Genomic DNA, 22,938 nt, shown 5'->3' on the forward strand with positions numbered 1-22,938 from the left:
CACAATAATCCTAAGCATAGGCTCGTTGACATGAGAGGAAAGTCGGTGAAGCTTGATTGGATCTGCGATGCCTGCACCCCCGATGGTATGCGGGCGGCATCGAAGCGAGCGGTGTGCCATGGACGACACGGTCAAAGATGCGCAGAAGACCAGGAGGAACATGTTCGGACGGAAGCGCGCTCTCGCTTCCATCGGCCAGCAGACATCGACTGACCTTCGGTACCACGAGCCACAATCCTCCTGGACTGACGGCGATCGCATCTTTACTCGGGAGCTGATCAGGAGCGGCAACGGCGCATCAAAAGCCGTTCTGACGGTGCGGCTTGCAGCCGAACATCCCAGTCGAACCAGCCTCGACAGACTGGCCCACGAATATCACCTGAAAGACGAACTCGACCGGGAGTGGGCAGCCAAACCGCTGGATTTCACAACGGAAAATGGTCGTATCGTGCTCGTGCTCGAAGATTGCGGCGGCGTGCCCCTCCCGCAGCTGATGGGAAGGCACAGCCATGGCATGGCCGACGAACTCACTGTCTTTTTGCGTCTTGCCAAGGGCATTGCGGCGGCCGTCGGCAAGGCTCACGGATGCGGCCTCATTCACAGGGACATCAAGCCGGCGAATATACTGGCGGACGAGGCGGAAGGGCGGGTCCGTCTCACGGGCTTCGGAGTGGCGTCGCATCTTTCTCGTGAGCGCCAGGCCGCCGAGCCCCCTGAGGTCATTGCTGGCAGCCTCGCATACATGGCGCCCGAACAGACCGGCCGCATGAACCGATCGGTGGACTCGCGTAGTGACCTCTACGCCGTCGGCATCACGCTCTACGAAATGATCACCGGCCAGTTGCCGTTCACTGCTTCGGATCCGATGGAATGGGTGCACTGCCACGTTGCCAGGCGACCGGTGCCGCCGTCCGACCGTGTGAAAGAGCTACCAGGCGTTATCTCGGCAATCGTGATGAAGCTGCTCGCCAAGAACGCAGAGGAACGCTACCAGACGGCCGCCGGGCTAGAGGCGGATCTGCGACGTGCCCTCGTCCAGAGCGAGAAGAATGGGCGGATCGCAGAATTTCCGCTCGGGACACGCGATGTGCCGGACAGACTGGTGATTCCCGAGCGGCCCTACGGTCGCGAACGCGAGATCGCCGCGCTAACCTCCGCATTCGACCGTGTCGTCGCGGGCGCTGGGCCGACGCTGGTGCTAGTTTCGGGTCATGCCGGCGTGGGCAAATCCATGGTCGTGAATGAGCTCCACCGCGCGCTCGTGCCGCCGCGTGGGCTGTTTGCCTCCGGCAAATTCGACCAGAACCAGCGTCACATTCCTTATGCCAGCGTAGCGCAGGCCCTGCAAGGCCTCGTCAGAGTGCTGCTGGGCAAGAGTGAAGCGGAACTCGCGCCCTGGCGCGCTGCTTTAACCGAGGAACTGGGCGCGAGCGGTCGGCTGCTGGTAACGCTTATTCCGGAACTTGAATCTGTCATCGGCCGGTTTCCGGCGGTGGCGGATCTGCCGCCTCAGGACGCCAAACGCCGCTTCCAATTGAACATCAGGCGCCTTCTGCGAGTGTTTGCCACAGCAGAACATCCGCTCACGCTGTTTCTAGACGATCTCCAATGGTTGGACGCAGCAACGCTCGATCTGCTTGAAGATTTGTGCACCCAGCAGGATATGCGTCACCTGCTGCTCATTGGCGCCTATCGCGACAACGAAGTATCGCCCACCCATCCGCTGATCCGCCGGCTGATAGCGATCCGGGAGGCCGGTGGCCAAGTGCATGAAATCGTGCTGACGCCGCTTAGGCTGGAAGATCTGACCCGGATGCTGGCTGACGCACTTCATTGCGGAAGCAACCGTGTCCAGCCGCTTGCGCGACTAGTGCACAAGAAGAGCGGAGGCAATCCCTTCTTCGCGCTCCAGTTCCTGAGCGCGCTGCCGGACGAAGGCCTGCTCGAATTCAATGGCGAACAGACGCACTGGGATTGGGATCTCGATCGCATAGGAGCCAAAGGCTATACCGATAACGTCGTGGATCTTATGCTAAGCAAGCTGCGGCGCCTGCCCGATACCACGCAGGCTGCCCTGAACATGCTAGCGTGTCTCGGCAATCATGCCGCGGTTGATACTCTGGCTCTGATCAGGAGCGAAAATCACGACGCGGTTCATGCAGACTTTTTGGCCGCGGCGCGGGCCGGACTCGTGCTGCTTGAAGAGGGGTCATCATACCGCTTCCTGCATGATCGTGTTCAGGAGGCCGCGTATGGGCTGATCCCTGAAGATGAGCGGGCGGCAGCGCATCTTTCCATCGGCCGCCTCCTGCTGATGCATACGCCGCCGCAGGCGCTCGAGGAGAATATTTTCGAGATTGTCGGCCAACTCAACTGCGGCGGCGCGCTCATCGCGCCCGGTGAAGAGCGCGAGCGTCTCGCGGACTTGAACCTGCTTGCCACGCGCCGCGCTAGGGCGTCGGCTGCATACGACTCCGCGCTGGCCTATGCCGGCACGGGTGCGGCTTACTTGCCGGACGATGCCTGGGAGCGCCGATACGAACTCGCTTTTGGCCTCGAACTCCACAGGGCCGAATGCGAATTCTTGACCGGAGCACCGGCGGAGGCGCAGGCCCGCCTCGCAGAATTGGCAAGCCGAGCCACCAGCCTCGCCGATCTGGCCCGCGTCACGCGCCTGCGCGTCGACCTTTTCATGAGCCTGGGTCGGAGCGATCAGGCTATCATATTCGGCCTCGACTATCTGCACCGGGTCGGCATTTCGTGGTCGTCCCACCCGACCAGGAGCCAGGTCCGCCAGGAATACGCACGGCTTTGGCGACAACTCGGGGGCCGCCCTATCGAAGCGCTGCTTAACTCGCCCCCAATGGCGGACCCTGTCGCGCTCGCGACCATGGACGTTCTGACTTCACTTGTTACTCCGGCCCTGTTTACCAACGAGAATCTGCGCTGCCTCGTTATCGGGAGAATGGGCAACCTCAGCCTCAAGCACGGCAACAGCGACACATCGCCTTACGCCTTCACTGCTGTGGGCACGGTGCTCGGGCCCTATTTTGGCAACTATGAAGCCGGTTTTCGGTTCGGCCTGCTCGGACTGGACCTGACGGAACAGCCTGGAATGGAACGCCTGAAGGCACGGGTCTACCTCGCCTTCGGCAACCTTGCAAAATCATCGTCGCGTCATGTCCGCACCGGCCGTGCGCTTGCGCAGCGCGTATTCGAAACGGCACAGCAGGTCGGCGATCTCACCTACGCCGTCTTAAGCCGGAATAACCTTGTGACTTACCTTCTGGCCGCTGGCGAGCCCCTCTCGCAGGTTCAGCGCGATGCGGAAGCCGGCCTGGATTTCGCGCGTCAGGCCGGCTTCGGAGTCGCCGTCGGTTTCATCAGCGGGCAGCTCCAACTCATCCGAACGCTTCGCGGGCTGACGCCAATCTTCGGATGCTTCAACGATGAAGGGTTCGACGAGCAGCAATTCGAACTTAAGACCGACGGCAAGCCGGGCAGTTGCTTGTATTGGATCCGCAAGCTACAGGCATGCGTATTTGCCGGCGATACCCTCACAGCACTTTCGGCAGCGGCGAAAGCAGAAAGCCTCCTCTGGATGACGCCCGCTATTTTCGAGCGGGCGGAATATCACTTCTACACCGGCCTTTCATTGGCCTCTGCTTTGCAGGGATCGACTACTGAAACAGCTCTTTATGGCAAGGCCATACGCGCTCACCGCCGGAAGCTCGACACTTGGGCCGCGCACTGCCCGGAGAATTTCGCAAGCCGCGCAAAATTGCTTGGCGCAGAGATCGCCCGCTTGGGAAGCCGTGAGTTGCATGCCGAGCGCCTCTATGAACAGGCGATCCAGTTGGCGCATGAGCACGCGCTCCCACACGATGAAGCGATCGCGTATGAACGCGCTTCCGCCTTTTACCGGGCGCGCGGCTTCGATCAGATTGCTCGCCTCTATCTTCAAAACGCCCGTCGCTGTTATCTCAGTTGGGGAGCCGACGGCAAGGTGCGGCAGCTCGAAGAAGCCTATCCCCAACTGCGGGATGGACAATTGGCACCGGCTGCAACAAGCACGATCGAAGCGCCGATCGAGCATCTCGACCTCGCCACCGTCATCAAGGTGTCGCAAGCAGTTTCCAGCGAAATCGTCGTCGAGAAGCTGATCGATACGGTGCTGCGAATGGCCGTCGAGCAGGCGGGAGCCGAACGTGGCCTTCTGATCCTGTCGCGTGGCGGCGAACCGCGGATTGCCGCTGAGGCGACGATCCGCGGCGAAGCGATCCTCATAGAGTTGCGTAATGAGGCCATCACCGGCGTGATGCCGGAATCAGTTCTCAATTACGTCCTGCGTATGCGGGAAATCGTCAGCCTCGACAATGTGTCGGCTGAAAACGCCTTTGCGGCCGATCCCTATATCCGCCATCGCGCAGCCAGATCCATTCTCTGTTTGCCGCTGATCAATCACGCGAAGCTGATCGGTGCGCTGTATCTGGAAAACACTCTGGCGGGCCGGGTCTTCGCGCCGGGGCGCATTCCGGTGTTGAAGCTGATCGCCTCGCAAGCCGCCAGCACGCTCGAAATCACTGGACTTTACCGCGACTTGGCAGAACGTGAAGCGCGAATAGGCCGGCTTGTCGAAGCGAACATCATCGGAATTTTTATCCGAGATATCGGAGGTCGGATTATCGAGGCCAACGAGGCGTTCCTGCAAATGGTGGGCTACAGCCGTGACGAACTCTTGGCGGGTCAGTTGCTCGATAAAGAGCTGACACCGCCGGAGTGGCGCGAGCGTGACGCCAAAGCCGAGGCCGAGCTGAGAGTGACCGGCAGCGTCCGCCCCTTTGAAAAGGTGTACCAGCGAAAGGATGGCGGTCACGTACCCGTGATGATCGGTGAGGCAAGTTTCGAGGGGGCCGGGAGCCAGGCGGTGGCCTTCGTGCTCGACCTGTCCGAGAGCAAGCGAGCAGAGGAGAGGCTGCGAGCAAGCGAAACTCGTTTTCGGACCTTCGTCGACCATGCCACCGATGCCTTTTTTCTCCATACCGACGATCTGACCGTCATAGACGTCAACCGCCAAGCCTGTGAAAGCCTCGGTTACAGCCGGGAAGAATTGATTGGTATGCACCCGCGCGACTTTGACGGAGCTATCGACGAAAAGTCGCTAGCGACATTGGTGGATCGCGTCGACGCAGGACAGCCAATGACTTTCGAAACGCTCCACCGACGTAAGGACGGAACAACGTTTCCGGTCGAGGTTCGCGTCGGTAAATTCCGACAGGAAGAGCAATGGTTTCGTCTTTCGCTGGCGCGTGACATCACCGACCGCAGGCAAGCCGAGGATGCTATTCAGCTTGCGCGAGCAGAACTTGCCCATGTAAGCAGGCTGACCACTATGGGAGAACTTGTAGCCTCCATCGCCCACGAGGTCAGACAGCCGCTCACCGGGCTAGTCAGCAGCGGCAATGCCTGCCTTCGCTATCTCGACGCGGATCCCCGTGACATCGTCTCCGCCCGTCGCGCCATCGAGCGCATGATCAGCGACGCTTTTCGAGCCTCCGAGGTCATCGACCGGATTCGGGCAATGGCGAAGAAATCACCCGAACGCAGGGACCGGCTGAATATCAACGATATCGTGTCCGAGACGATTGCGCTGGTGTCCACGGACCTCGAGCGCAGTGCGGTGTCGCTTCGTACAAACCTCTCCGACGGCTTGCCCCCGATCGTAGGGGACCAAGTGCAAATCCAGCAGGTGATCCTGAACCTTATCATGAACGCCAACGACGCGATGGCGGCGACGCCAAAAGGAGCGCGCGAACTCGTCGTAAGCACTGAAAAGGCAGCACCCAATGCCGTTTTGGTGGCAGTCCGCGATAGAGGCCCTATCCTCGACCTGGCGAAGATCGGCGATATATTCGAGGCGTTCTTCAGTACCAAACCTAAGGGTATGGGCATGGGTCTGACGATCAGTCGCTCGATCATAGAGGCTCACAAAGGCCGACTCTGGGCCATGCCAAACGCGCCCCACGGTGCCATTTTTCAGTTTACATTACCAACCGAGGAGAAATAATGGATCCATGTCCGGGGCGCCGCCTGACCGGCGCAAAACTTGGGGACATGGATGAAGGAGATTGTCTACATCATTGATGATGACGCATCTGTCCGCGAAGGCCTCGGCGATCTCCTGCGCTCGGTTGGACTTGAGGTACTGACATTCGCTTCCAGCCAGGAGTTTTTGGATAGCAAGCGCCCTGAGGTTCCGGGCTGCATCATTCTCGATGTAAGGCTGCCGGGGCGGAGCGGCCTGGAATTTCAGAGCATGCTCACTTCCCTTGGAATTGAGCTTCCAGTCATTTTTATCAGTGCCCACAGCGACATTCCGATCTCTGTACGGGCGATGAAAGCCGGCGCTATCGAATTTCTGACGAAGCCGCTGCGCGAGCAGGAATTGCTCGATGCCGCCTATGCCGGAATCGAGCGCGATTGCGCTCGGAGGCAGGAAGTCGCGCTCATTGCCGAGCTTCGGTCCCGCTATGATTCCTTGACGCCGCGCGAGCGCGAGATCATGAACCTGGTGGTCGCGGGCAGCGTCAACAAGCAAATCGCCGCTCATGTGGGCCTGAGCGAGGTGACCGTCAAGGTTCATCGCGGCCACGTCATGCAGAAGATGCAGGCGAGATCTCTCGTTGACCTGGTCCGGATGGCGGACAGCCTCGGATTGACGACGAAGCCGGCGTGGGTCAGGTAGGCTCCCGTGTCTAGACCAAAGTATCGGGCGCCTGCCACGGGTGGATAATCGGGGCGCCAATTCGGCTGGTCCCTTATCTCATTCGGCAATACGTTCCGAAGGCCGTCGGCTCTATCCTCTTACCAGCTGAAAACACCTGCAGAGACAGGACGGACGTTATCGCGTCCCGGTGCAAGAATCTGCGTCGGGTCCGCGCATCCCTACCATTGGACGGACGTTCATCGATGTTGACGCAACGCGAGTACTGAAAGACCGAGGAAAGGTATCATCCATGCAAAACCAGAGATACGCCCTGCAGAAGAACCTCAACATCTACTGGACGGTAATCGATACAGTTTCGGATCGGAAAGCTCTCGTCGACGGCTTCGTTATGGACATGCTTACCGCCGATGAGGCGGAAGAAATGGTCAACATGCTGAACCGTGCGGAATCCCATGGCATCCTTGCGCCTGCCCAGAGGGAGCACCGCGATTGGAGACAACAGTAACTGTTCGATCGCCATCTAGGCGACCGCTATAGAGTTGAGCCGGTCGCAGATGTCCTCCATCTCGCCATCGGTGATCGACAGGGGTCCACCTCTCTCGAAAGCCATTTGCGAACCCGGCCATTGGTGTTCTCGACCGTGCCTTTCTGTCAGGGCGACTGTGAGTCACAGAATCAAGTCTGCGTTTCGATGCCAGCCTGCAGATAGGGCCATTCGCTGAACTCAGTGCCTCGGTCGAAGGTGATTGGGCGTCGAGCAGCGTGGGTCGGGGTTGGAGCACCTCGATCAACCTGTCCACGATCGGCTTCGACTTGTTTTTTCTGGCATGTCGCACTTGGAAATAGAATGTACTCCTGCAGATAGGGCCATTCGCTGAACTCAGTGCCTCGGTGGAAGGTGATTGAGCGTCGAGCAGCGTGGGGCAGGGGTTGGAGCACCTCGATCAACCCGTCCATGATCGGCTTCGACTGCCGGTCATTGTTGCGCAGGAAGACAGCAAAACGGCTGACCCGCTCGACCAATGAGGTCACGTTGGCCTTGCCGAACTTCTTGCGAAACTGAATGAGATCGCACTCCCAGTGGCCGAACTGCTTGCGCTCGGCGACAGTATCGGGACAATGAAGGATGTTGAGTTCCGGGCTGAAGCGGCGACCGTGACGCCGGCGGGCATGCCGCGATCTGCGTCTCGCACGCCGCTCCGGCAGGTGCGGCCACAGTTTGATGGCCTGACCGTCTGCGGAATAGGCGAACTTGTAGATCGTCTCATAACTGACGCAGATCGGATGGCGCTCCAGCCGCATGCGGCCGGCGATCTGCTGTGGCGACCAGCCATGGATGATCCGTTCGATCACCGATTGGCGCACATGGGAGAACCGGGCGAGCTTGCGCAGCTTGGCTCTGCGCTCACGGGCCATCTCGTTGGCGGTGACGCAATAGTAGCCGCTCAGATCCGGCATCTGCGGGTCTTCAAAAGCATTCCGCTTGAGCTCGCGGAAAATCGTCGAGCGATGCCGGCCGAGCTTCTCGGCAATGACGGTGGCGCTGAGGCCCGCTGCTCGCCAGCCAGCGATCCTGCGACGTTCATCCATGTCGATCTGCGAGTAGGTGCGTTTCATCAGTCATTCCTTGCGAGTGATAACCCATTGGTATCTATCGCAAGTCGCACTTCATCCTTGAACCCACCCGGCTACACAGGCGTGTGGCGTAATCAACATTATGGAACGGCGGCCCTTGCCAGCCGCACGAAGGCGGCGTTCGCTCCGCTGCGCGCAGCGCAACAGCGGCGGGTGCCACCGACTGGCTGAAGGCGAACATCACCTATAACATGGCCGCCAGGATGAAACTCATTTCACCAGCGATCACCCCAAGGCCTTCTGCTTGCGCGTCATCTCGAATCTTCTGCAGCTGTCATGTGAGGCTCCTGCCCCGAAGCGATCATCAGGAGCCCAGCAAGGCGCTGATCTCGGCGCGAGAAGGCATGGCGGGAGCCGTGCCCGGCCGTGTTACCGCGATCGCGGCGGTCGCGCAGCCGAAACGGACGGCCTCGATTGGCGCCCGGCCTTCGGAAATCGCCGTCGCGAACCCACCGAGAAAGGCGTCCCCGGCACCGGTTGTGTCGATGACATTTCCGGCCGAAAATGCGGGGACGAATTCGCTCTGCCCGGCGGCGTGATAGAGTGCGCCGCGGGCGCCGAGCGTGATGACCGCTGCTTTCGCGCCCCGATCGACCAGCGTGCGCGCCGCTGCGCGTGCCTGCTCGTCGGTTCCGATCGCATGACCCACCAACTCCGCCGCTTCGACTTCATTGGGAACGATGAAATCGCACAAGCCATAGATGCTGTTCGGGATGGCGCTGGCCGGGGCCGGGTTGAAGATTGTCGTTGCCCCAGCCCTCTTGGCTATCGACAGGCCGTGCAAGGCCGCTTCCAGCGGCTGTTCGAGCTGTGTCATGAAAAGAGCCGCGCTTTCGATCGCCGCCCGGTTCACTTCGACATCTTCGATGCCGATCAGCCCCGCGGCGCCAGGCACCACGATGATGGCGTTGTCGCCGCTCACCTCGTCGACGAAGATGAAGGCGGCACCCGTGGAAACGCCTTCCATCTGCATCACATTGGCTTTAACGCCCGCCTCCGCATAGGCCCCAAGGGCCATCGCGCCGAACGCGTCGTTGCCCACCCGTGAAATGAAAGTCACCTTGCCGCCTGCCTTTGCCGCGGCAATCGCCTGGTTGGAGCCCTTGCCTCCCGGCCCGAGGGTGAAACCCGATCCCATCAGCGTCTCGGCAATATGGGGCAGGCGCTTTGCCTTATAGGCGGTGTCGGCGGCAAAAATGCCTAAAATGACGATCCCGCTTTTTTCGCTCATCTCACAGCCTCTTCCGCAGGAATGACGCCCTTGGTCAGAAGGAAGCATCCATAGAACCGCAATTCCCCGGTCGCGATCACGCAATAGGCCTTTTTGGCGATGTCGTAGAACGCCATGCGTTCGACGGGATACATCGGCGATGGCTTGCCTTCGGCGCGGTCGACGATCGCCTGCACTTCCTGCTGAATCGGCGGAATTTCATCCGGCTTGCCGATCACTTCCATGCGGCCAACCGAAGGCTGGATCGGCGTGTCCAGAGGTAGGACCGAAAGGACCGCGTCGATCGCCTGCGGCGCGGGAATGTTTTCCATGGTCAGCAGTCTGCCCAGGCGCGTCTGGCGGGCTATCGAGTCCGATGGAAAGTTCATGTCGGAGATGACGAGATAATCGCCATGTCCCATATTGCAAAGTGCCTGAAGAATGTCGCCGTTGAGTTCGGCCCGAATTCCCTTGAGCATTGATTTTCCATCCTTTCTTTAGCCGGAGCGCCGGCCGTGCTTCAATTTCCGTGTCTGGCGATTTCCGCCTTGGAGAACCGCGACCCTTTCGGACGCACAAATGACGCTCTCACTCTTTGGATCTATGCATCGGGCCTTCCGAGAATCGATTCCGATTTTCGGGCCGGTGCGCCAGGTTGCGGGCACGGGCCGCTCGAACCACGCACGATCAGCGATCCGTCCACCATTTCGTCCCCCTTGCCCGGCGGTTCCTCCAGGAGAAGGCTGACCGCGCGCCGCGCCAGCATGTCAGCCGGCTGGCGTATCGTTGTCAGCCGCGGCACCACCAGATTGGCAAGCGAAATGTCGTCGAAGCCTGTGACGGACAGTTTTCGCGGCACATCGATCTTGAGGTCGCGGGCGGCACGCAAGGCGCCGATCGCCTGCTGGTCGCTGGCGGCAGCGATCGCCGTCGGCCGGTCCTGCGGCGGGCGTGAAAGCAGCTCGCGGGCAATTTTTTCGCCAGATTCGTAGTCGAATCTGCCATGGGCGATTTCCAGTTCGACAGGCTCGCCGGTTTTGGCGAAGCCGTCCATGTGGCTGACGAAGGCCTCCTTGCGCATGCGCCCTGCTTCGGTGTCGGTCGGCCCGGCAATATAGGCGATGCGCCGGTGCCCCAGCCCATAGAGATGATCGGCAATCAGCGTGGCCGCCTGCGCATGATTGGTCGATACCAGGGGAAAGGTGCCGAAGCGCCGGTCCAGCGATATGACCGGCACCGAGGCTGGCAGATCGAGACCTGAACCGTCGCTCGAAGCCACCACGATGATGCCGCGCACCGACCGGTCGAGAAAAGCCGAAACATGGCTCTGCTCCGCGTCGCTGTCATTATGCGAGCTTGCCAGCATCAGGCTGTGACCGCATTCGAGCGCCGCACGCTCGACGCTTGCCGCAAGCTGCGCAAAAAAAGGATTGGTGATGTCGGGAACGACGAGGCCGATGACGTCGGTTCTGCTGGTGCGCAAGGCTCGTGCAGTCACGTTCGGCCGGTAACCGAGCGCCGAAATGGCATCGTTGACCCTTTCACGCAGCATGGGTTTGACCGCGGCTTCGCCCGACAGAACGCGCGAAACGGTGCCCACGGAGACGCCCGCATATTCGGCGACATCCTTTACTGTGGGCATCTTTGACATGTTCAAACGTTCCGCGGCTATTTTACCGCTCCTGCGGTCATCCCGGCGATGATGTGCTTTTCCAACACGACGCCGACGATGACCAGCGGAAGGATACCGGCGGTGGAAAGGGCGGCCATCGACCACCAGTTGATGCCCTGGCTCCCTGTCTGACTGGCAATCATCACCGGCAGCGTGTTGGTATTGGTGGAGGTCAGCAGTGCGGCAAAGAAATATTCATTCCAGCACAGGATCAGCGCCAAAAGGAAGGCCGCCACCATGCCCGGCAGAACGAGCGGCACAATGATCCGGGCAAACGCGCCCCAGACCGACAGGCCATCGACGAGGGCCGCCTCCTCGAGCTCCACCGGGATGGTGGCGAACTGGTCGCGCATGATCCAGACGACAATCGGCAGAACCATCAGCGTATAAACGGCGATCATGCCGGCATAGGTGTCGAGCAGCGCCAGTTCCTTGTAGAGAACCAGGAATGGCAGGGCGAGGACGACGGGCGGCATGATGAGCTGCGACAGGAAGAAAAAGGAAATGTCGGAATTGCGCATATGGCCGAACTTGTAGGAGAAGCGGCTGAGGCCGTAGGCGGCCAGCGATCCGAGCACAACGGCAAGAGCGGACGCCGTGACGGAGATGATGACGCTGTTCCAGAGCCGGCGCATGAACTCGTCGCGCACGGTCGATATCTGGGGAATCGTATCGGGAGAGAGCCCGAGCGAGCGCCAGCCGAGCCAGCTGGGCGCAAAGTTGAACCAGGGGATCAAATTGCCGCGCATGACATCTGCGGCCGTCTTGAACGAGGTCGAAACCGTCCAGAACAGCGGAAAGATGCAGACACAAGCCCAGATGGCGAGCAGGCCGTAGACGGCCAAACGCATGGCCCACCAGCGAATCCGCTGGCCCCGCCCGTATTTTTCGAAATCGATGCGAACCATCAGAGCCTTCCTGTCATCCGCTTGACGATGCGGTCGAAGATCTTCATCAGCCCCGTCATGCCGACGACGATGATCACCAGATAGACGAGCGCGAGCAGGGTTCCGTATCCGACATTCGAACGGTCGCGATATTCGCGATAGATGAAACTGGTGACGGAATCCGTCGCTCCTCCGGGACCTCCCGATGTCACGGTGATGATGATGTCGGCGAGCTTGAGCTTGAAGATGATGCGGATCATCACTGCCGTGACCGACACAGGCAGCATGAGCGGGAAAATCACCTGCCAGAAGCGCTGCCATTTGGTGGCGCCGTCGACTTCGGCCGCCTCCAGCACCTCCCTCGACAAGGCCTGCAATCCGGCGAGCAGCATGATCATCATGAATGGAATGAAGGTCCAGGCGTCCATGATCATGATCGAAAGGCGTGCCGTCAGCGGATCGCCGAAAAAGGAAGGGTTTTCCCAGCCGAGCCAGCGGGCAAGGCGTGCGATCGGGCCGAACCGGGTCTCCAGCATCGACTTGCCCACCATCCAGCTCACCGCGACCGGCGACAGCATCAAGGGCACGAGGAAAGTGACGCGCCAGAACTTCCGGGCAATGATTTCCTGGTTGAGGAGCAGCGCCAGGCCGAAAGCGATCGCATATTCGACAGCAATCGCAAGGCAATAAAGGATCATGTTGAGCAAGGCGTTGGCATAGAACGGATCGGCGATCATCCGGCGCACATTGTCGAGCCCGTTGAAGCGCCGACCGACAGAAGATGCGAGGTTCCAATCGGAAAAGCCGATCCAGAGCGCAAAGAGCAGCGGGAAGACCACCATCGATACGACGAAAAGCGCCGCCGGCAGAACAAAGAGCGCCTTTTTGCCGGCCTCGCCGTATATGACGACGCGGGTGACGCAAAGAACCGCGGCCCAGATGAAATAGGCGTAAAGAACCGGCCGCCAGTTGGCAAAGCCCCAATCGGTCCAGCCAAGTTCGTGGACAGCCTGCAACACAAAGGATGCCATGAACCATAGCGCGCTCAGCCATAGAGCCGCGCGGCCCCAGAAACGACGGCTCGCGGAAATGGAGCCGGCTTCGACCGTGTGGAGCAGGTCGCCTTCGACTGTCGACATTGATATTCCTCGCCGGACAAGATGGGCGCCGGCGGAGCCTTTGAGTCCGCCAGCGCGTTTATGTCAATCGATCAGAGCCCGAGGCTCGCCCGATAGAGTTTCAGCTGGCTATCGCGGCCGATCTGGTCTGTGATCTTTTCCCAGGCGGCGGCAATCGCATCCGCGGTTTCCTGTGCCGACTTGTATTGTCCGGCAAAGCCCTTCGCCAATTCGTCCTCCGCAACGGAGTAGTATTGGAAGATGCCGGGGATGCGCGGCTCGATCGCTGCGTTCGGGTGGTTGTAGCTGTCGGCGTTCGAGCCCAGATAATCCTCGATATAGGCGCGGTCGTAACCTGCCTTTTCCCATTCGTCATAGTTGAAGTGGGACTGACGATAGGGCTGGAAGCCGGATGGATAGGCCGACGTCCACAGGGAAAGATCCTTGCCGCCGAGATGGGCTGCGGCAGACCAGGCCGCCTTGCGTTTTTTCTCGTCGCTGGAGACCCGCTTGGTGACGTAAATGCCCCAGCCGAGATAGGCCATGTTGGGCGCTTCGTTATACTTGTCTTCCCATTGACCGGACTTGCGGTTGTAGACGCGGTTGGAGCCGCGGTTGATGCCGAAGCCGACCACGTCGCCGACGACCGAAGTGTCCGAGGTCCGTGCGCTGGAGCCGACGTCGCCCCACCACATCAGCATGGCGCCGGTGCCTGCGAGGAACTGCGAGAAGGCGGTGGTGCCGGGATCCGCATTGATCTGATCGGCCGGATAGGCCTTTGCGGCGATCAGATCCAGTACGTCTTGGATCGCCTGGACCCAGGCGGGGTTGTTGACCAGCGGCTTCATGTTTTCGGGGTCGAACAGCCACGCCGGGTCACCGGGATATTTCGCATAGGCCGTCGCACGGTTTTCGATGAAATAGAAGCCGAAGCCGCCCCAACCCTTGAGCGGATCGAGATAGCCATAGGCCGGCTGACCGGTCAACGGATCGGTTTTGCCGATCAGCGCCTTGGACGCTGCGTTGACGTCCTGCCAGGTCTTCGGCGGCTCGGCCATGCCGCTGATCGAGCCTTCGCCGAAGTAGTCCTTGCGATAGGCGAAGGTGTGGCAGTCGCCGTCGATCGTCACGCGATAGGTCTTGCCGTCCCAGGTGCCGACCGGGGGCTTGAGGTAGCTCACCAGGTCGTCGGCTTCGACCTGCTTTGCAGCCCAATCAGGCATCTCGTCGAGAAGCCCGCGTCCGGCGGTGTCGCCTTCGAAAGGCGCGCCCATTTCAAGGATGTCGAAATCGACAGTGCCGGTTGCGATCGACTGCTGAAGACGGGCGTTGTAATCGGCCTGGGCAAGGTCGATCCAGTTGATCTTGGCGCCGGTATAGGCTTCCCACGGCTTCAGGAAGCCGCGGAACAGGAAGTTGTGGAGGTTCTGGTTGTTGAGCCCCATGAAGGTCAGCTCGACACCGGCGAACTCGCCTTGCTTGACATTGGCCTTGGTCGGACCGAGGCAGAGCTCACCGACCTTCTGCCAGTCTGCGTCCGTCGGCGAGCCCTTGCCGACGCCGGGAATCTGCAGGATCTGGGCGCGCAGATCATCGGCGGCGAATGCGGTGCCGGCAATTCCGCCCATCGCGCCGGACAGGCCGAGCAGAGCCGCCGCACTTGCCGTTCCGCGCAAAACGTCGCGGCGACTTGCCTGACGGCGCATCAATGCATCGTAAATTTCGATTTTCATGTCTTCCTCCTCCACGTTTGGTGCGCTGCCGCCAGCCAGTGTTCCGGATGGGCTCCGGCCCGAATTTGGGACTGGTCTCGTGCAGAACTATCTGGTAAACAAGAAAATGAAACGTTTCATAATTCTTGTTCGAAACCGCTCCTCTCGGTCTCGTCATTGAGCATTAGACGGGAAGCGGAAAAAGTCAATAAAAAATGAAACGTTTCATGGAGGAGGTTCGAAGGTATTTCAGGTCTGGCAGAGCGCGCTTTCGCTGGGCCTCATACTCTGGATACTGTCGAGAGATTCATCCCCTGGAATCTGTGCCGGGGGTGACCGGAAAGCGAGTGGGAGGCATATGGCTGAGGTCAATATTTCAGAGGCGCGGAAGGCCTATGGCGCCTTAAATATCCTGCATGGGGTCGATATAGACATTCGCGACGGCGAGTTCGTGGTGCTCGTCGGTCCGTCCGGTTGCGGCAAGTCGACCTTGCTGCGCATGGTCGCAGGGCTCGAAAGCATTACCGGCGGCACCATCTCGATCGGAGGAAAGATCGTCAACAATCTGCCCCCAAAGGATCGCGATATCGCGATGGTCTTCCAAAGTTATGCGCTCTATCCGCACAAGACCGTTGCCGAGAACATGGTCTTTGCGCTGCGCCTGCAGAAGCAGCCGGCCGATGTCATCAAGCAGCGTCTGCAGGCGGCGGCTGAAACACTCGACCTGGTGCCCTATCTTGACCGCTATCCGCGCCAGCTTTCCGGCGGCCAGCGGCAGCGCGTGGCGATGGGACGAGCCATTGTCAGGTCACCGCAGGTCTTCCTGTTCGACGAGCCCCTGTCGAACCTTGACGCCAAGCTGCGCGTGCAGATGCGCAAGGAGATCAAGGAACTCCACCAAAGACTGAGAACCACGACGATCTACGTCACCCATGATCAGGTCGAAGCGATGACCATGGCCGACAAGATCGTCGTCATGCAGGGCGGCAGGATCGAGCAGACCGGAACGCCCCTGGAGCTTTACGACCGTCCGCGCAATACGTTCGTGGCCACCTTCATCGGCTCGCCGTCGATGAATCTGCTGAACGGTCGCTACAAGGCCGATGGTGCGTCGTTCGTGACCGAGACAGGCGACGAGATTGCGCTCGGTTTCACACCGGAGGCGTCTGACGGACAGTCTGTGCTTCTCGGCGTACGCCCCGAACATCTGTCGCTCAGCCCGGGCGGCTTGGAAACGATCGTCAACGTCACCGAGCCCACCGGCCACGAGACGATGGTCTTCCTGCGCTACGGCTCCGGCGAGCTTGTCGCGGTGCTGTCCGAACGTCACGATTTCGAGCCGGGTCAGGTCGTGACGATAGCCCCTCGGCCGGGCAAGCTCCATCTGTTCGATGCGGAGTCAGGTCAGACGCTGCGGCGAGATTGAGGCCATGGATGTCCCGGCAATCTGCATTCGCCGGGTGAGGAGCCGCGATGATCGCCCATTCGCACGAAGGCGGTTTGCGTTTTACGGTGTCAGCACCGCTGCCCCGCTCAACCGGCCGGCACGCAGATCGTCGAGCGCCCGGTTGGCGTCGCTAAGCGGATAGACGGTCGTGTGGGTCCTGACGCCTGCCTGACGGGCGACGGGAAAGAATTCCTCCGCGTCGCCACGCGTGAGGTTTGCGACCGAGACGACGCTTCGCTCGCCCCAGATCAAGGCATAGGGCATCGCCGGAACGTCGCTCATATGGATGCCTCCGCAGACGACCCTGCCGCCCTTGCGCACGACTTTCAAGGCCGCCGGCACGAGCGCTCCGACCGGAGCGAAGATGATGGCCGCATCCAGCATGACCGGCGGGCTTTCATCGGAGCTTCCCGCCCAGACAGCGCCGAGGCTGAGGGCAAAACGGCGCGCCGCAACATCGCCTGCTCTCGAGAACGCATAGACCTCACGGCCCTGCCAGCGGCAGATTTGGGCGATGATATGAGCGGCCGCACCGAACCCGTAGAGCCCGATCCTAGCGCCGTCGCCAGCCTTCTTCAATGAACGCCATCCTATGAGACCGGCGCAGAGCAGCGGGGCAAGAGCGACAGGATCAGCCTGAGCGTCCAGCGCGAAGGCATAGTCGGCATCCGCGACGACATGGGTGGCAAAGCCGCCGTCGCGCGTATAGCCGGTGAACTGCGGCCGGTCGCAGAGGTTTTCCTCTCCGGCCCGACAAAAGGAACAGGATCCGCAAGCGTGGCCAAGCCATGGTACGCCGACCCTTTGTCCAATCCGCGACGAGGCGATCCCCTCCCCGACCGCCTCGACGATGCCGACGATCTCGTGGCCGGGAACGAGCGGGAGCTTGGGGTTGTCAAGATCGCCGTCACAGACGTGAAGGTCGGTCCGGCAGACGGCGCAGGCCTCCATTCTCAGCATCAGCTGCCCCTGTCCCGGCACGGGATCGGGCCGCTCGACCGGGCGCAAGGGAGACCCGACCGCTTCGAGGATCATTGCCTTCACGCGTCCTCCTCCCGTTGGTGATGCCACGTTGCGCAGGGGACAAAGGGAAACCCCATGATGAGCGCGCTTTGGCCGGCGTCAAGCTTCAAGCGCGATCAGCGCGATGTTCCCTCCCGCTCTTTGCGATAGCTCAATGAGCGGCGCTTCCATCGCAAGCATGATCCGACCGGGATAACCATCGCGAAGGGATGAAGATCATGACGAGCAAGATGATGAAGGCGGCAGTGGTGCGCGAATTCGGCAAGCCGCTTGCAATCGAATGCGTGCCGATTCCTGTTCCCGGTCCAGGTGAAATCCTGGTGAAGGTTGCCGCCTGCGGGGTGTGCCATACCGATCTGCATGCCGCCGAGGGCGACTGGCCTGTCAAGCCGGTGCCGCCGTTCATTCCCGGTCATGAAGCAGCCGGCATTGTTGCCGCCCTCGGTCCTGATGTCACCGAATTCAAGGAAGGCGATGCCGTCGGCGTCGCCTGGCTGCACGATGCCTGCCTGCGCTGCGAATATTGCGAGACCGGCTGGGAAACGCTCTGCGCGCATCAGCACAATACCGGCTATAGCTGCAACGGCGGCTTTGCTGAATATGTCGTCGCCTCGGCCGCTTTCGCAGCCCGCCTGCCGGCCGGCCTCGATTTCGCCGAGATCGCTCCCATCCTCTGCGCCGGCGTGACGACCTACAAGGGATTGAAGGAGACGGAGGCGCGGCCCGGCGAGTGGGTGGCAATATCGGGCGTCGGCGGCCTCGGTCATGTCGCAATCCAATACGCCAAGGCGATGGGCCTCAAGGTGGTGGCGCTCGATGTCGCCGCCGCCAAGCTCGATCTCGCCCGCCAGGTGGGCGCCGATCTCGCCCTCAATGCCCGCGCCGAGGACACGGTCGAAAAGGTGCTGAAGGCAACGAATGGGGGAGCGCACGGCGTGGTCGTCACCGCCGTCTCGCCACCGGCTTTCTCGCAGGCTCTCGGCATGGTGCGGCGCAAGGGCACCGTCAGCCTCGTCGGCCTGCCGCCGGGCAACTTTCCGACGCCGATTTTCGACGTCGTGCTGAAGCGCATTACCATCCGCGGCTCGATCGTCGGCACCCGCCGCGATCTCGACGAAGCCCTGGCTTTCGCCGCCGAAGGAAGGGTCCGCGCCGAGATTGCCAAGGCGCCTCTCGACGATGTCAACGATATTTTCGCCAGCCTTAAGGCGGGAACGATCGAAGGTCGCATGGTGCTCGATATCGCTGGGGAGGCGGGCGTATCCGCAGCGGCAGAGCAATCCGCCGCATAGCCTGTCCGTAGGCCGCTGCCTTTGCCATAGGGAGAGCGGCCTACACATTCGCATGCCGGCAAGCCGCGGCGGGATGTCCGCATATATGTCAGCGCCGACGCTCAAATTTGACGTCGATCAAAGAATTCGGACTGCATCGCCGCTAGCTTGTTCCCATTGGGTTCGCCGGCAAGCGCCTGCCCATTCAAATGCTTGAGACCATGTCCGCCCGACGTGAAACGGACGCTTGTCTCATCGGGAGTGAACCATGCTCGTTCAAGCCATCATGACGTCGCCGGCGATCACCGTAACGGCATCCGCCTCCGTAGCCGAAGCGGCCAGGTTGATGCTCGACAACAGGATCAGCGGCCTGCCGGTCGTCGGTGCCAACGGTGCGCTCGTCGGCATTGTCAGCGAGGGGGATTTCCTGCGCCGCAGCGAACTGAGCACCGAGCGCAAACGGTCGTGGTTGCTCGAATGGCTGACAAGCTCGGGAAGGATCGCCGCGGAATATGTGCGCACGCACGGGCGGCGGGTGGAGGAGGTCATGACAGCGCCGGTCAGCGCGATTGCCCCGACCGCCTCCCTTTCCGATGCGGTGCGGCTGATGGAGCGCCAGGAGATCAAGCGCCTGCCGGTCGTGGAGGGTGGCAGGCTCGTCGGCATCGTCGCCCGCTCCGATCTGCTGCGCGCGCTTTCGCAGGCGCTGCCGGCCACTTCCACGTCTGCCGGAGATGCGCAGATCCAGGCGGCGATCGAGGCAGCGCTGGCAAAGCAGAGCTGGAGCCGCAACGGCTTCATCCACTCCCGCGTGACCGACGGTATTGCCGAGCTCACCGGAACCGTCTTCGACGAACGGGAGCGTCTCGCCGCAAAAGTCGCCGTCGAGAATGTTGCGGGCGTCACGTCAGTCAAGGATCAGCTCGTCTGGGTCGATCCCTATTACGGCATCGCGCTGCCGCCGCCGGACGCCGAAACCAGCCAGGCGTGAATTTGGTCAGCCGGCAGGGGGGCGCCGCAAAAAGCGGAAGCCGGCACCCGCCGTTCGCGATGGCGCCGGCCGTTCTGACGCGCGAGGCACGCTGTCGCGGCGCGGGCTGCGGCCTGCCCAAACCTCTCGCGCGGACACATATGGGAGCGAGACGCTAAAATGCCGAAAAGTCTGCTCGGTTTCGTGCTTCTCATCAGCCGCTACATCAGATGGCGATTGCAGCCCTATCCATCGTTCTTTTTCCTCGCCGGCACGGCACCGCTCGAAATCCAGAGGCGCATCATCAATGCAGCCACTGAGCGCGGCTCCTATAGGGCAATCCTGATCCTCGTCCTTGCCTATCTCGGGCTTGTCCTGCTGGAGGGGCTGACCAAGCTGATGTTGAACGTCTATCGCGGCTGGGTCGGGGAAATCGCGGTCCGCTGGCTGCGCAAGTCGGCGCTCGCCGCTTCGCAGCGATCGGAAGAAGCGCCCCTCGATGCGCTTGCCGAAGGCGTTCAGCTCTCGATCATTATCGCCGAGGCGGAGCCGGTCGGCGGTTTCGTCGGCACCAGCATCTCGGGAGCCGCTGTTGCAGGCTGGGATTCTGGTCGCCGTCGGCTGCTATTTGATCTTCCTGCAGCCACTGATGGCGCTTGCCGTCGCCGTCGTCTTCCTGCCGCAGATCGGCTTCGTGCCGCTGATGCAATCGGCGATCAACCGCCGGGTGAAGACAAAGATCACCGTGATGCGACGTGTGAGCCAAAGCATGGTCCAGCATGTCGTTACCGATGATGCGCTTGATGCCCAGACGCCCCGGGTGGAGAGACTCTTCTCGCTGAACATGAGCGTCTACAGCACCTTGCCCTCGCCGGGCCGATCCTTGAACAGGGCCCCGCACTCTCCTAATGCGACAGTAGGATAGGCAGGGTGATGCTGGTCAGCACTGCCCGGGTGGCGCCGCCGAGCACGAATTCTCGCAGTCGCGAATGACCGAAGCCGCCCATGACGAGAAGGTCGGCCCGCAGTTCGAAAGCCTTGTTCTGCAGCACCTCGCCAACCGGCTCGTCACGAGCGCGCACCTGCGCCACCTCGGCCACCACGCCGCTCTTCAGCAGGTTCTCGACGAGATAATCTCCCGTTTCGTATGTCACCGGCTTTTCGTCGATGACGGTGAGCAGGTAGACCTTGGACGCGCATTCCAGGAAGATCGAGGCATCATGGGCCGCCCGCGCAGCCGCGTGGCTGCCGTCCCACGCAATGGCGACATGATCGATCCGGCCGCCGAAAGGTGCGGGTGGATAAAGGATGAGCGGTCGCCCGGATCCGAACAACACCGCCTCGACGATCGGACGGGAGAGTCCCGCCAGTTCCAGAAGCACGAGATCGTAGGCGCGCGAGGCTTCTGCCAGCGCTTCGACGACGAAAGGTTCTTCAACCTTGATCTTGCGCGTCCGCAGATCGACGGAAGCCGCCCTTGCCTCGTCCATCGCCTTCTGCGTCAGCACGGAACCGCGTTTGCGGCTCAGCGCTCCGGCCTCCCGCGCCATCTGCGCCGCATCGATGATCAACGAGGACAGCGCATTGGAGACATCCGGAACGGTGATCTCGACCGCACAGACCGTGAGTGTCGCCTGCATGTGGCGCGCAAGTGCGATGGCATTGGCGATCATGACGTCCGAAGTCGCATCCGGATAGGTGAGGAGCGGAACAAAGATATGCTGTTTCATGACAATCCTCCGGAGGAGAGTGCGATAGCTGATGTCGCGACCCTGACAGCTGCTCGGAATTGCGCATTGACATGCCTCAAGCCGGGCGCCTCACATCCGTTGATGCCGATCAATGCAGCGCTGCTCAGAGGCTCTACGGTGATGATCAGTGATTTGTGGATGGCCGCCGGCCGGTTGAGACATATGCCGCCGGTCCTGCAGCAGGGAGAACATCGATGAGCGAAAAGATGGAAAACAGACTGAAGACCTTGAGAGCGGATCTGCAGCGCCGGGTGTCGGCGATCGATGCCGACCTTGCTGCCGCTCTGGACCCGGATAGCGAAGATCGTGTGACCCAGCTCGAAAACGATCAGGTGCTGATGGAAATGCGGAAGGAAGCACGTGAGCAAATCATCTCTATCGACGCGGCTCTCGAGCGCCTGAATCACGGAAGCTTTGGCCGCTGCGTCAGATGCCTCGACCCGATCGACCCGGGCCGGTTGGAAGCCATTCCCTACACCCCCTATTGCGTGACCTGTGCTCGCCTGGCGGGCTAGCAGCCGACCGGGACGCCGGGGACTGACATGACCGCGAGCAATCTGGATCTCTCCGGTCCAAGGGGTGCGAGGCCAACGATCATGTCATACCCATTGCGCCAACTTCGTCCGGTTGTCCTCATTTTGCTGTCGACGTTTGGCATTGTCGCCTCCATCGCTTTCCGTTTTGCCAGCCTGCCGGCGGCATCCTCCTATGTGCTTGCCGGATGTATTGTCGTCACATTGCTGTCTCTTGCCGTGGACGTCGTTGCAGGACTTCGTGCCGGAGAGTTCGGGCTGGACTTTCTCGCCGCCGTTGCGATGGCTTCGGCGCTGTGGTTCGGCGAGAATCTGGCCGGTGCGATCGTTGCCGTGATGTACGCCGGCGGCCAGTTCCTGGAGGCTTACGCGCACCATCGAGCCGACGAGGGCATGTCCGATCTCCTGGCGAAAATTCCGCGCACGGCACGCAGGTTGCGGCGGCGGTCGCCTCCACCCTCAGCCTCGGCGCCGTCAAAGCGCGCCTTTCGCCCGCCGACAAAGTGGCCGTCATCAAGGAAGAGCGCGCTGGCGGATCGGTGCTAATGGTCGGTGACGGGGTGAACGATGCTCCGGCCCTGGCGGCGGCCGACATTGTCCTTGTCAGGGATAGCCTTCGAGGCATCGTAGATGCGATCACAACCGCCCGCCGCGCGCGCAATATCGCACTGCAAAGCGTCCTTGCCGGATGGGCCTGTCTATCCTTGCAATGATCGCCGCGGGATTGGGATATCTGCCTCCGGTCGCCGGCGCGATGCTGCAGGAAGTGATTGATGTTGCAGTCATCATGAACGCGTTGCGAGCCCTTCACTGATTGCTGACAAGGCATAGCGGCTGTCGTCCGGCGACCTTGAATACCGCAGCAAGGCTTGGCGAGGTGCTCGCTGCGGCAGGCCGGCATCTGTCAAAGACTCTTCGGTTGCTTCCTTGTCTTGGTCTCGGAAATTGCGCTTCATCAATGCACGAGGCGGGCGTCAACCTA

The 22,938-nt window shown here is 61.2% G+C and carries 17 protein-coding genes and 4 pseudogenes; 10 read left to right on the forward strand and 11 right to left on the reverse strand.

The window, feature by feature from the left end; all coding sequences use genetic code 11:
• Positions 1–118: 118 nt before the first annotated feature.
• The 3 genes from RHE_RS23320 to RHE_RS23330 all read left to right on the forward strand — a co-directional run bounded on the left by RHE_RS23320 (position 119) and on the right by RHE_RS23330 (position 7,232).
• A complete protein-coding gene (locus RHE_RS23320; RefSeq protein ID WP_042119728.1) occupies positions 119–6,067 on the forward strand; it encodes an AAA family ATPase in 5,949 nt (1,982 codons plus the stop codon).
• 51 nt (positions 6,068–6,118) lie between these two features.
• A complete protein-coding gene (locus tag RHE_RS23325; RefSeq protein ID WP_011427722.1) occupies positions 6,119–6,745 on the forward strand; it encodes a response regulator transcription factor in 627 nt (208 codons plus the stop codon).
• A gap of 271 nt (positions 6,746–7,016) precedes the next feature.
• Complete coding sequence (locus RHE_RS23330) at positions 7,017–7,232, forward strand: hypothetical protein (protein WP_011427723.1); 216 nt, start codon at positions 7,017–7,019, stop codon at positions 7,230–7,232.
• A gap of 30 nt (positions 7,233–7,262) precedes the next feature.
• Here the strand turns inward: RHE_RS23330 and RHE_RS35215 are convergent.
• The 9 genes and pseudogenes from RHE_RS35215 to RHE_RS23365 form a co-directional block, all read right to left on the reverse strand.
• Positions 7,263–7,441: pseudogene (locus tag RHE_RS35215) on the reverse strand (IS30 family transposase); the annotation flags it as partial.
• A gap of 144 nt (positions 7,442–7,585) precedes the next feature.
• Positions 7,586–8,344: pseudogene (locus tag RHE_RS23335) on the reverse strand (IS30 family transposase); the annotation flags it as partial.
• A 205-nt stretch (positions 8,345–8,549) separates the two neighbouring features.
• A pseudogene (locus RHE_RS34525) lies at positions 8,550–8,617 on the reverse strand (cytochrome c maturation protein CcmE); the annotation flags it as partial.
• A gap of 49 nt (positions 8,618–8,666) precedes the next feature.
• Entirely contained in the window at positions 8,667–9,593 is a 927-nt protein-coding gene (locus RHE_RS23340; protein ID WP_011427725.1) for a ribokinase, read from the reverse strand.
• Complete coding sequence (locus RHE_RS23345; protein ID WP_011427726.1) at positions 9,590–10,051, reverse strand: RbsD/FucU family protein; 462 nt, start codon at positions 10,049–10,051, stop codon at positions 9,590–9,592. The genes RHE_RS23340 and RHE_RS23345 overlap by 4 nt, the downstream gene beginning before the upstream one ends.
• 122 nt (positions 10,052–10,173) lie before the next feature.
• Positions 10,174–11,223, reverse strand: coding sequence for a LacI family DNA-binding transcriptional regulator (locus RHE_RS23350; protein WP_042119731.1), 1,050 nt, complete (start codon positions 11,221–11,223; stop codon positions 10,174–10,176).
• 17 nt (positions 11,224–11,240) lie between these two features.
• Entirely contained in the window at positions 11,241–12,152 is a 912-nt protein-coding gene (locus tag RHE_RS23355) for a carbohydrate ABC transporter permease (RefSeq protein WP_011427728.1), read from the reverse strand.
• A complete protein-coding gene (locus RHE_RS23360) occupies positions 12,152–13,270 on the reverse strand; it encodes a carbohydrate ABC transporter permease (RefSeq protein ID WP_011427729.1) in 1,119 nt (372 codons plus the stop codon). The genes RHE_RS23355 and RHE_RS23360 overlap by 1 nt, the downstream gene beginning before the upstream one ends.
• A 71-nt stretch (positions 13,271–13,341) precedes the next feature.
• Complete coding sequence (locus RHE_RS23365) at positions 13,342–14,982, reverse strand: extracellular solute-binding protein (protein ID WP_011427730.1); 1,641 nt, start codon at positions 14,980–14,982, stop codon at positions 13,342–13,344.
• A gap of 337 nt (positions 14,983–15,319) precedes the next feature.
• Between RHE_RS23365 and RHE_RS23370 the strand changes: the two genes are divergently transcribed.
• Positions 15,320–16,387, forward strand: coding sequence for an ABC transporter ATP-binding protein (locus RHE_RS23370; protein WP_011427731.1), 1,068 nt, complete (start codon positions 15,320–15,322; stop codon positions 16,385–16,387).
• Positions 16,388–16,468: 81 nt separating this feature from the next.
• Here RHE_RS23370 and RHE_RS23375 read toward each other — a convergent pair whose 3' ends face one another.
• Complete coding sequence (locus tag RHE_RS23375) at positions 16,469–17,452, reverse strand: zinc-dependent alcohol dehydrogenase family protein (RefSeq protein ID WP_020922833.1); 984 nt, start codon at positions 17,450–17,452, stop codon at positions 16,469–16,471.
• A gap of 197 nt (positions 17,453–17,649) precedes the next feature.
• Between RHE_RS23375 and adhP the strand changes: the two genes are divergently transcribed.
• The 3 genes from adhP to RHE_RS23390 all read left to right on the forward strand — a co-directional run bounded on the left by adhP (position 17,650) and on the right by RHE_RS23390 (position 20,467).
• Positions 17,650–18,723, forward strand: a complete 1,074-nt coding sequence (gene adhP / locus RHE_RS23380) for an alcohol dehydrogenase AdhP (protein ID WP_187331740.1) — start codon at positions 17,650–17,652, stop codon at positions 18,721–18,723.
• A gap of 247 nt (positions 18,724–18,970) precedes the next feature.
• Complete coding sequence (locus RHE_RS23385; protein ID WP_011427734.1) at positions 18,971–19,693, forward strand: CBS domain-containing protein; 723 nt, start codon at positions 18,971–18,973, stop codon at positions 19,691–19,693.
• A 159-nt stretch (positions 19,694–19,852) separates the two neighbouring features.
• Positions 19,853–20,467, forward strand: coding sequence for a hypothetical protein (locus RHE_RS23390; protein ID WP_011427735.1), 615 nt, complete (start codon positions 19,853–19,855; stop codon positions 20,465–20,467).
• A 110-nt stretch (positions 20,468–20,577) separates the two neighbouring features.
• Here the strand turns inward: RHE_RS23390 and RHE_RS23395 are convergent, their stop codons facing one another.
• On the reverse strand, positions 20,578–21,402 hold the full coding sequence (locus RHE_RS23395) for a universal stress protein (protein ID WP_011427736.1): 825 nt from the start codon (positions 21,400–21,402) through the stop codon (positions 20,578–20,580).
• Between the two features lie 215 nt (positions 21,403–21,617).
• Between RHE_RS23395 and RHE_RS23405 the strand changes: the two genes are divergently transcribed.
• The 3 genes and pseudogenes from RHE_RS23405 to RHE_RS34530 form a co-directional block, all read left to right on the forward strand.
• Complete coding sequence (locus RHE_RS23405; protein ID WP_011427737.1) at positions 21,618–21,938, forward strand: TraR/DksA family transcriptional regulator; 321 nt, start codon at positions 21,618–21,620, stop codon at positions 21,936–21,938.
• 27 nt (positions 21,939–21,965) lie between these two features.
• Positions 21,966–22,502 (forward strand): hypothetical protein, encoded by a 537-nt coding sequence (locus tag RHE_RS32165; protein ID WP_244425812.1) that lies wholly within the window; start codon positions 21,966–21,968, stop codon positions 22,500–22,502.
• Positions 22,391–22,770 (forward strand): annotated as a pseudogene (locus RHE_RS34530) (HAD family hydrolase); the annotation flags it as partial. The gene RHE_RS32165 and the pseudogene RHE_RS34530, both read left to right, overlap by 112 nt.
• Positions 22,771–22,938: the final 168 nt, after the last annotated feature.

The sequence above is a fragment of the Rhizobium etli CFN 42 genome, assembly GCF_000092045.1.
Taxonomy (GTDB): Bacteria; Pseudomonadota; Alphaproteobacteria; order Rhizobiales; family Rhizobiaceae; genus Rhizobium; species Rhizobium etli.

Excerpts from the sequence above, each read along its gene's own strand:
- RHE_RS23325 (WP_011427722.1), top strand. The coding sequence starts at position 6,119 with ATGAAGGAGATTGTCTACATCATTGATGATGACGCATCTGTCCGCGAA.
- RHE_RS23385 (WP_011427734.1), top strand. The coding sequence starts at position 18,971 with ATGCTCGTTCAAGCCATCATGACGTCGCCGGCGATCACCGTAACGGCA.
- RHE_RS23405 (WP_011427737.1), top strand. The coding sequence starts at position 21,618 with ATGAGCGAAAAGATGGAAAACAGACTGAAGACCTTGAGAGCGGATCTG.
- RHE_RS23360 (WP_011427729.1), bottom strand. The coding sequence starts at position 13,270 with ATGTCGACAGTCGAAGGCGACCTGCTCCACACGGTCGAAGCCGGCTCC.
- RHE_RS23355 (WP_011427728.1), bottom strand. The coding sequence starts at position 12,152 with ATGGTTCGCATCGATTTCGAAAAATACGGGCGGGGCCAGCGGATTCGC.
- RHE_RS23340 (WP_011427725.1), bottom strand. The coding sequence starts at position 9,593 with ATGAGCGAAAAAAGCGGGATCGTCATTTTAGGCATTTTTGCCGCCGAC.
- adhP (WP_187331740.1), top strand. The coding sequence starts at position 17,650 with ATGACGAGCAAGATGATGAAGGCGGCAGTGGTGCGCGAATTCGGCAAG.
- RHE_RS23320 (WP_042119728.1), top strand. The coding sequence starts at position 119 with ATGGACGACACGGTCAAAGATGCGCAGAAGACCAGGAGGAACATGTTC.
- RHE_RS23345 (WP_011427726.1), bottom strand. The coding sequence starts at position 10,051 with ATGCTCAAGGGAATTCGGGCCGAACTCAACGGCGACATTCTTCAGGCA.
- RHE_RS23365 (WP_011427730.1), bottom strand. The coding sequence starts at position 14,982 with ATGAAAATCGAAATTTACGATGCATTGATGCGCCGTCAGGCAAGTCGC.
- RHE_RS23395 (WP_011427736.1), bottom strand. The coding sequence starts at position 21,402 with ATGAAACAGCATATCTTTGTTCCGCTCCTCACCTATCCGGATGCGACT.
- RHE_RS32165 (WP_244425812.1), top strand. The coding sequence starts at position 21,966 with ATGACCGCGAGCAATCTGGATCTCTCCGGTCCAAGGGGTGCGAGGCCA.
- RHE_RS23350 (WP_042119731.1), bottom strand. The coding sequence starts at position 11,223 with ATGTCAAAGATGCCCACAGTAAAGGATGTCGCCGAATATGCGGGCGTC.
- RHE_RS23330 (WP_011427723.1), top strand. The coding sequence starts at position 7,017 with ATGCAAAACCAGAGATACGCCCTGCAGAAGAACCTCAACATCTACTGG.
- RHE_RS23390 (WP_011427735.1), top strand. The coding sequence starts at position 19,853 with ATGCCGAAAAGTCTGCTCGGTTTCGTGCTTCTCATCAGCCGCTACATC.
- RHE_RS23370 (WP_011427731.1), top strand. The coding sequence starts at position 15,320 with ATGGCTGAGGTCAATATTTCAGAGGCGCGGAAGGCCTATGGCGCCTTA.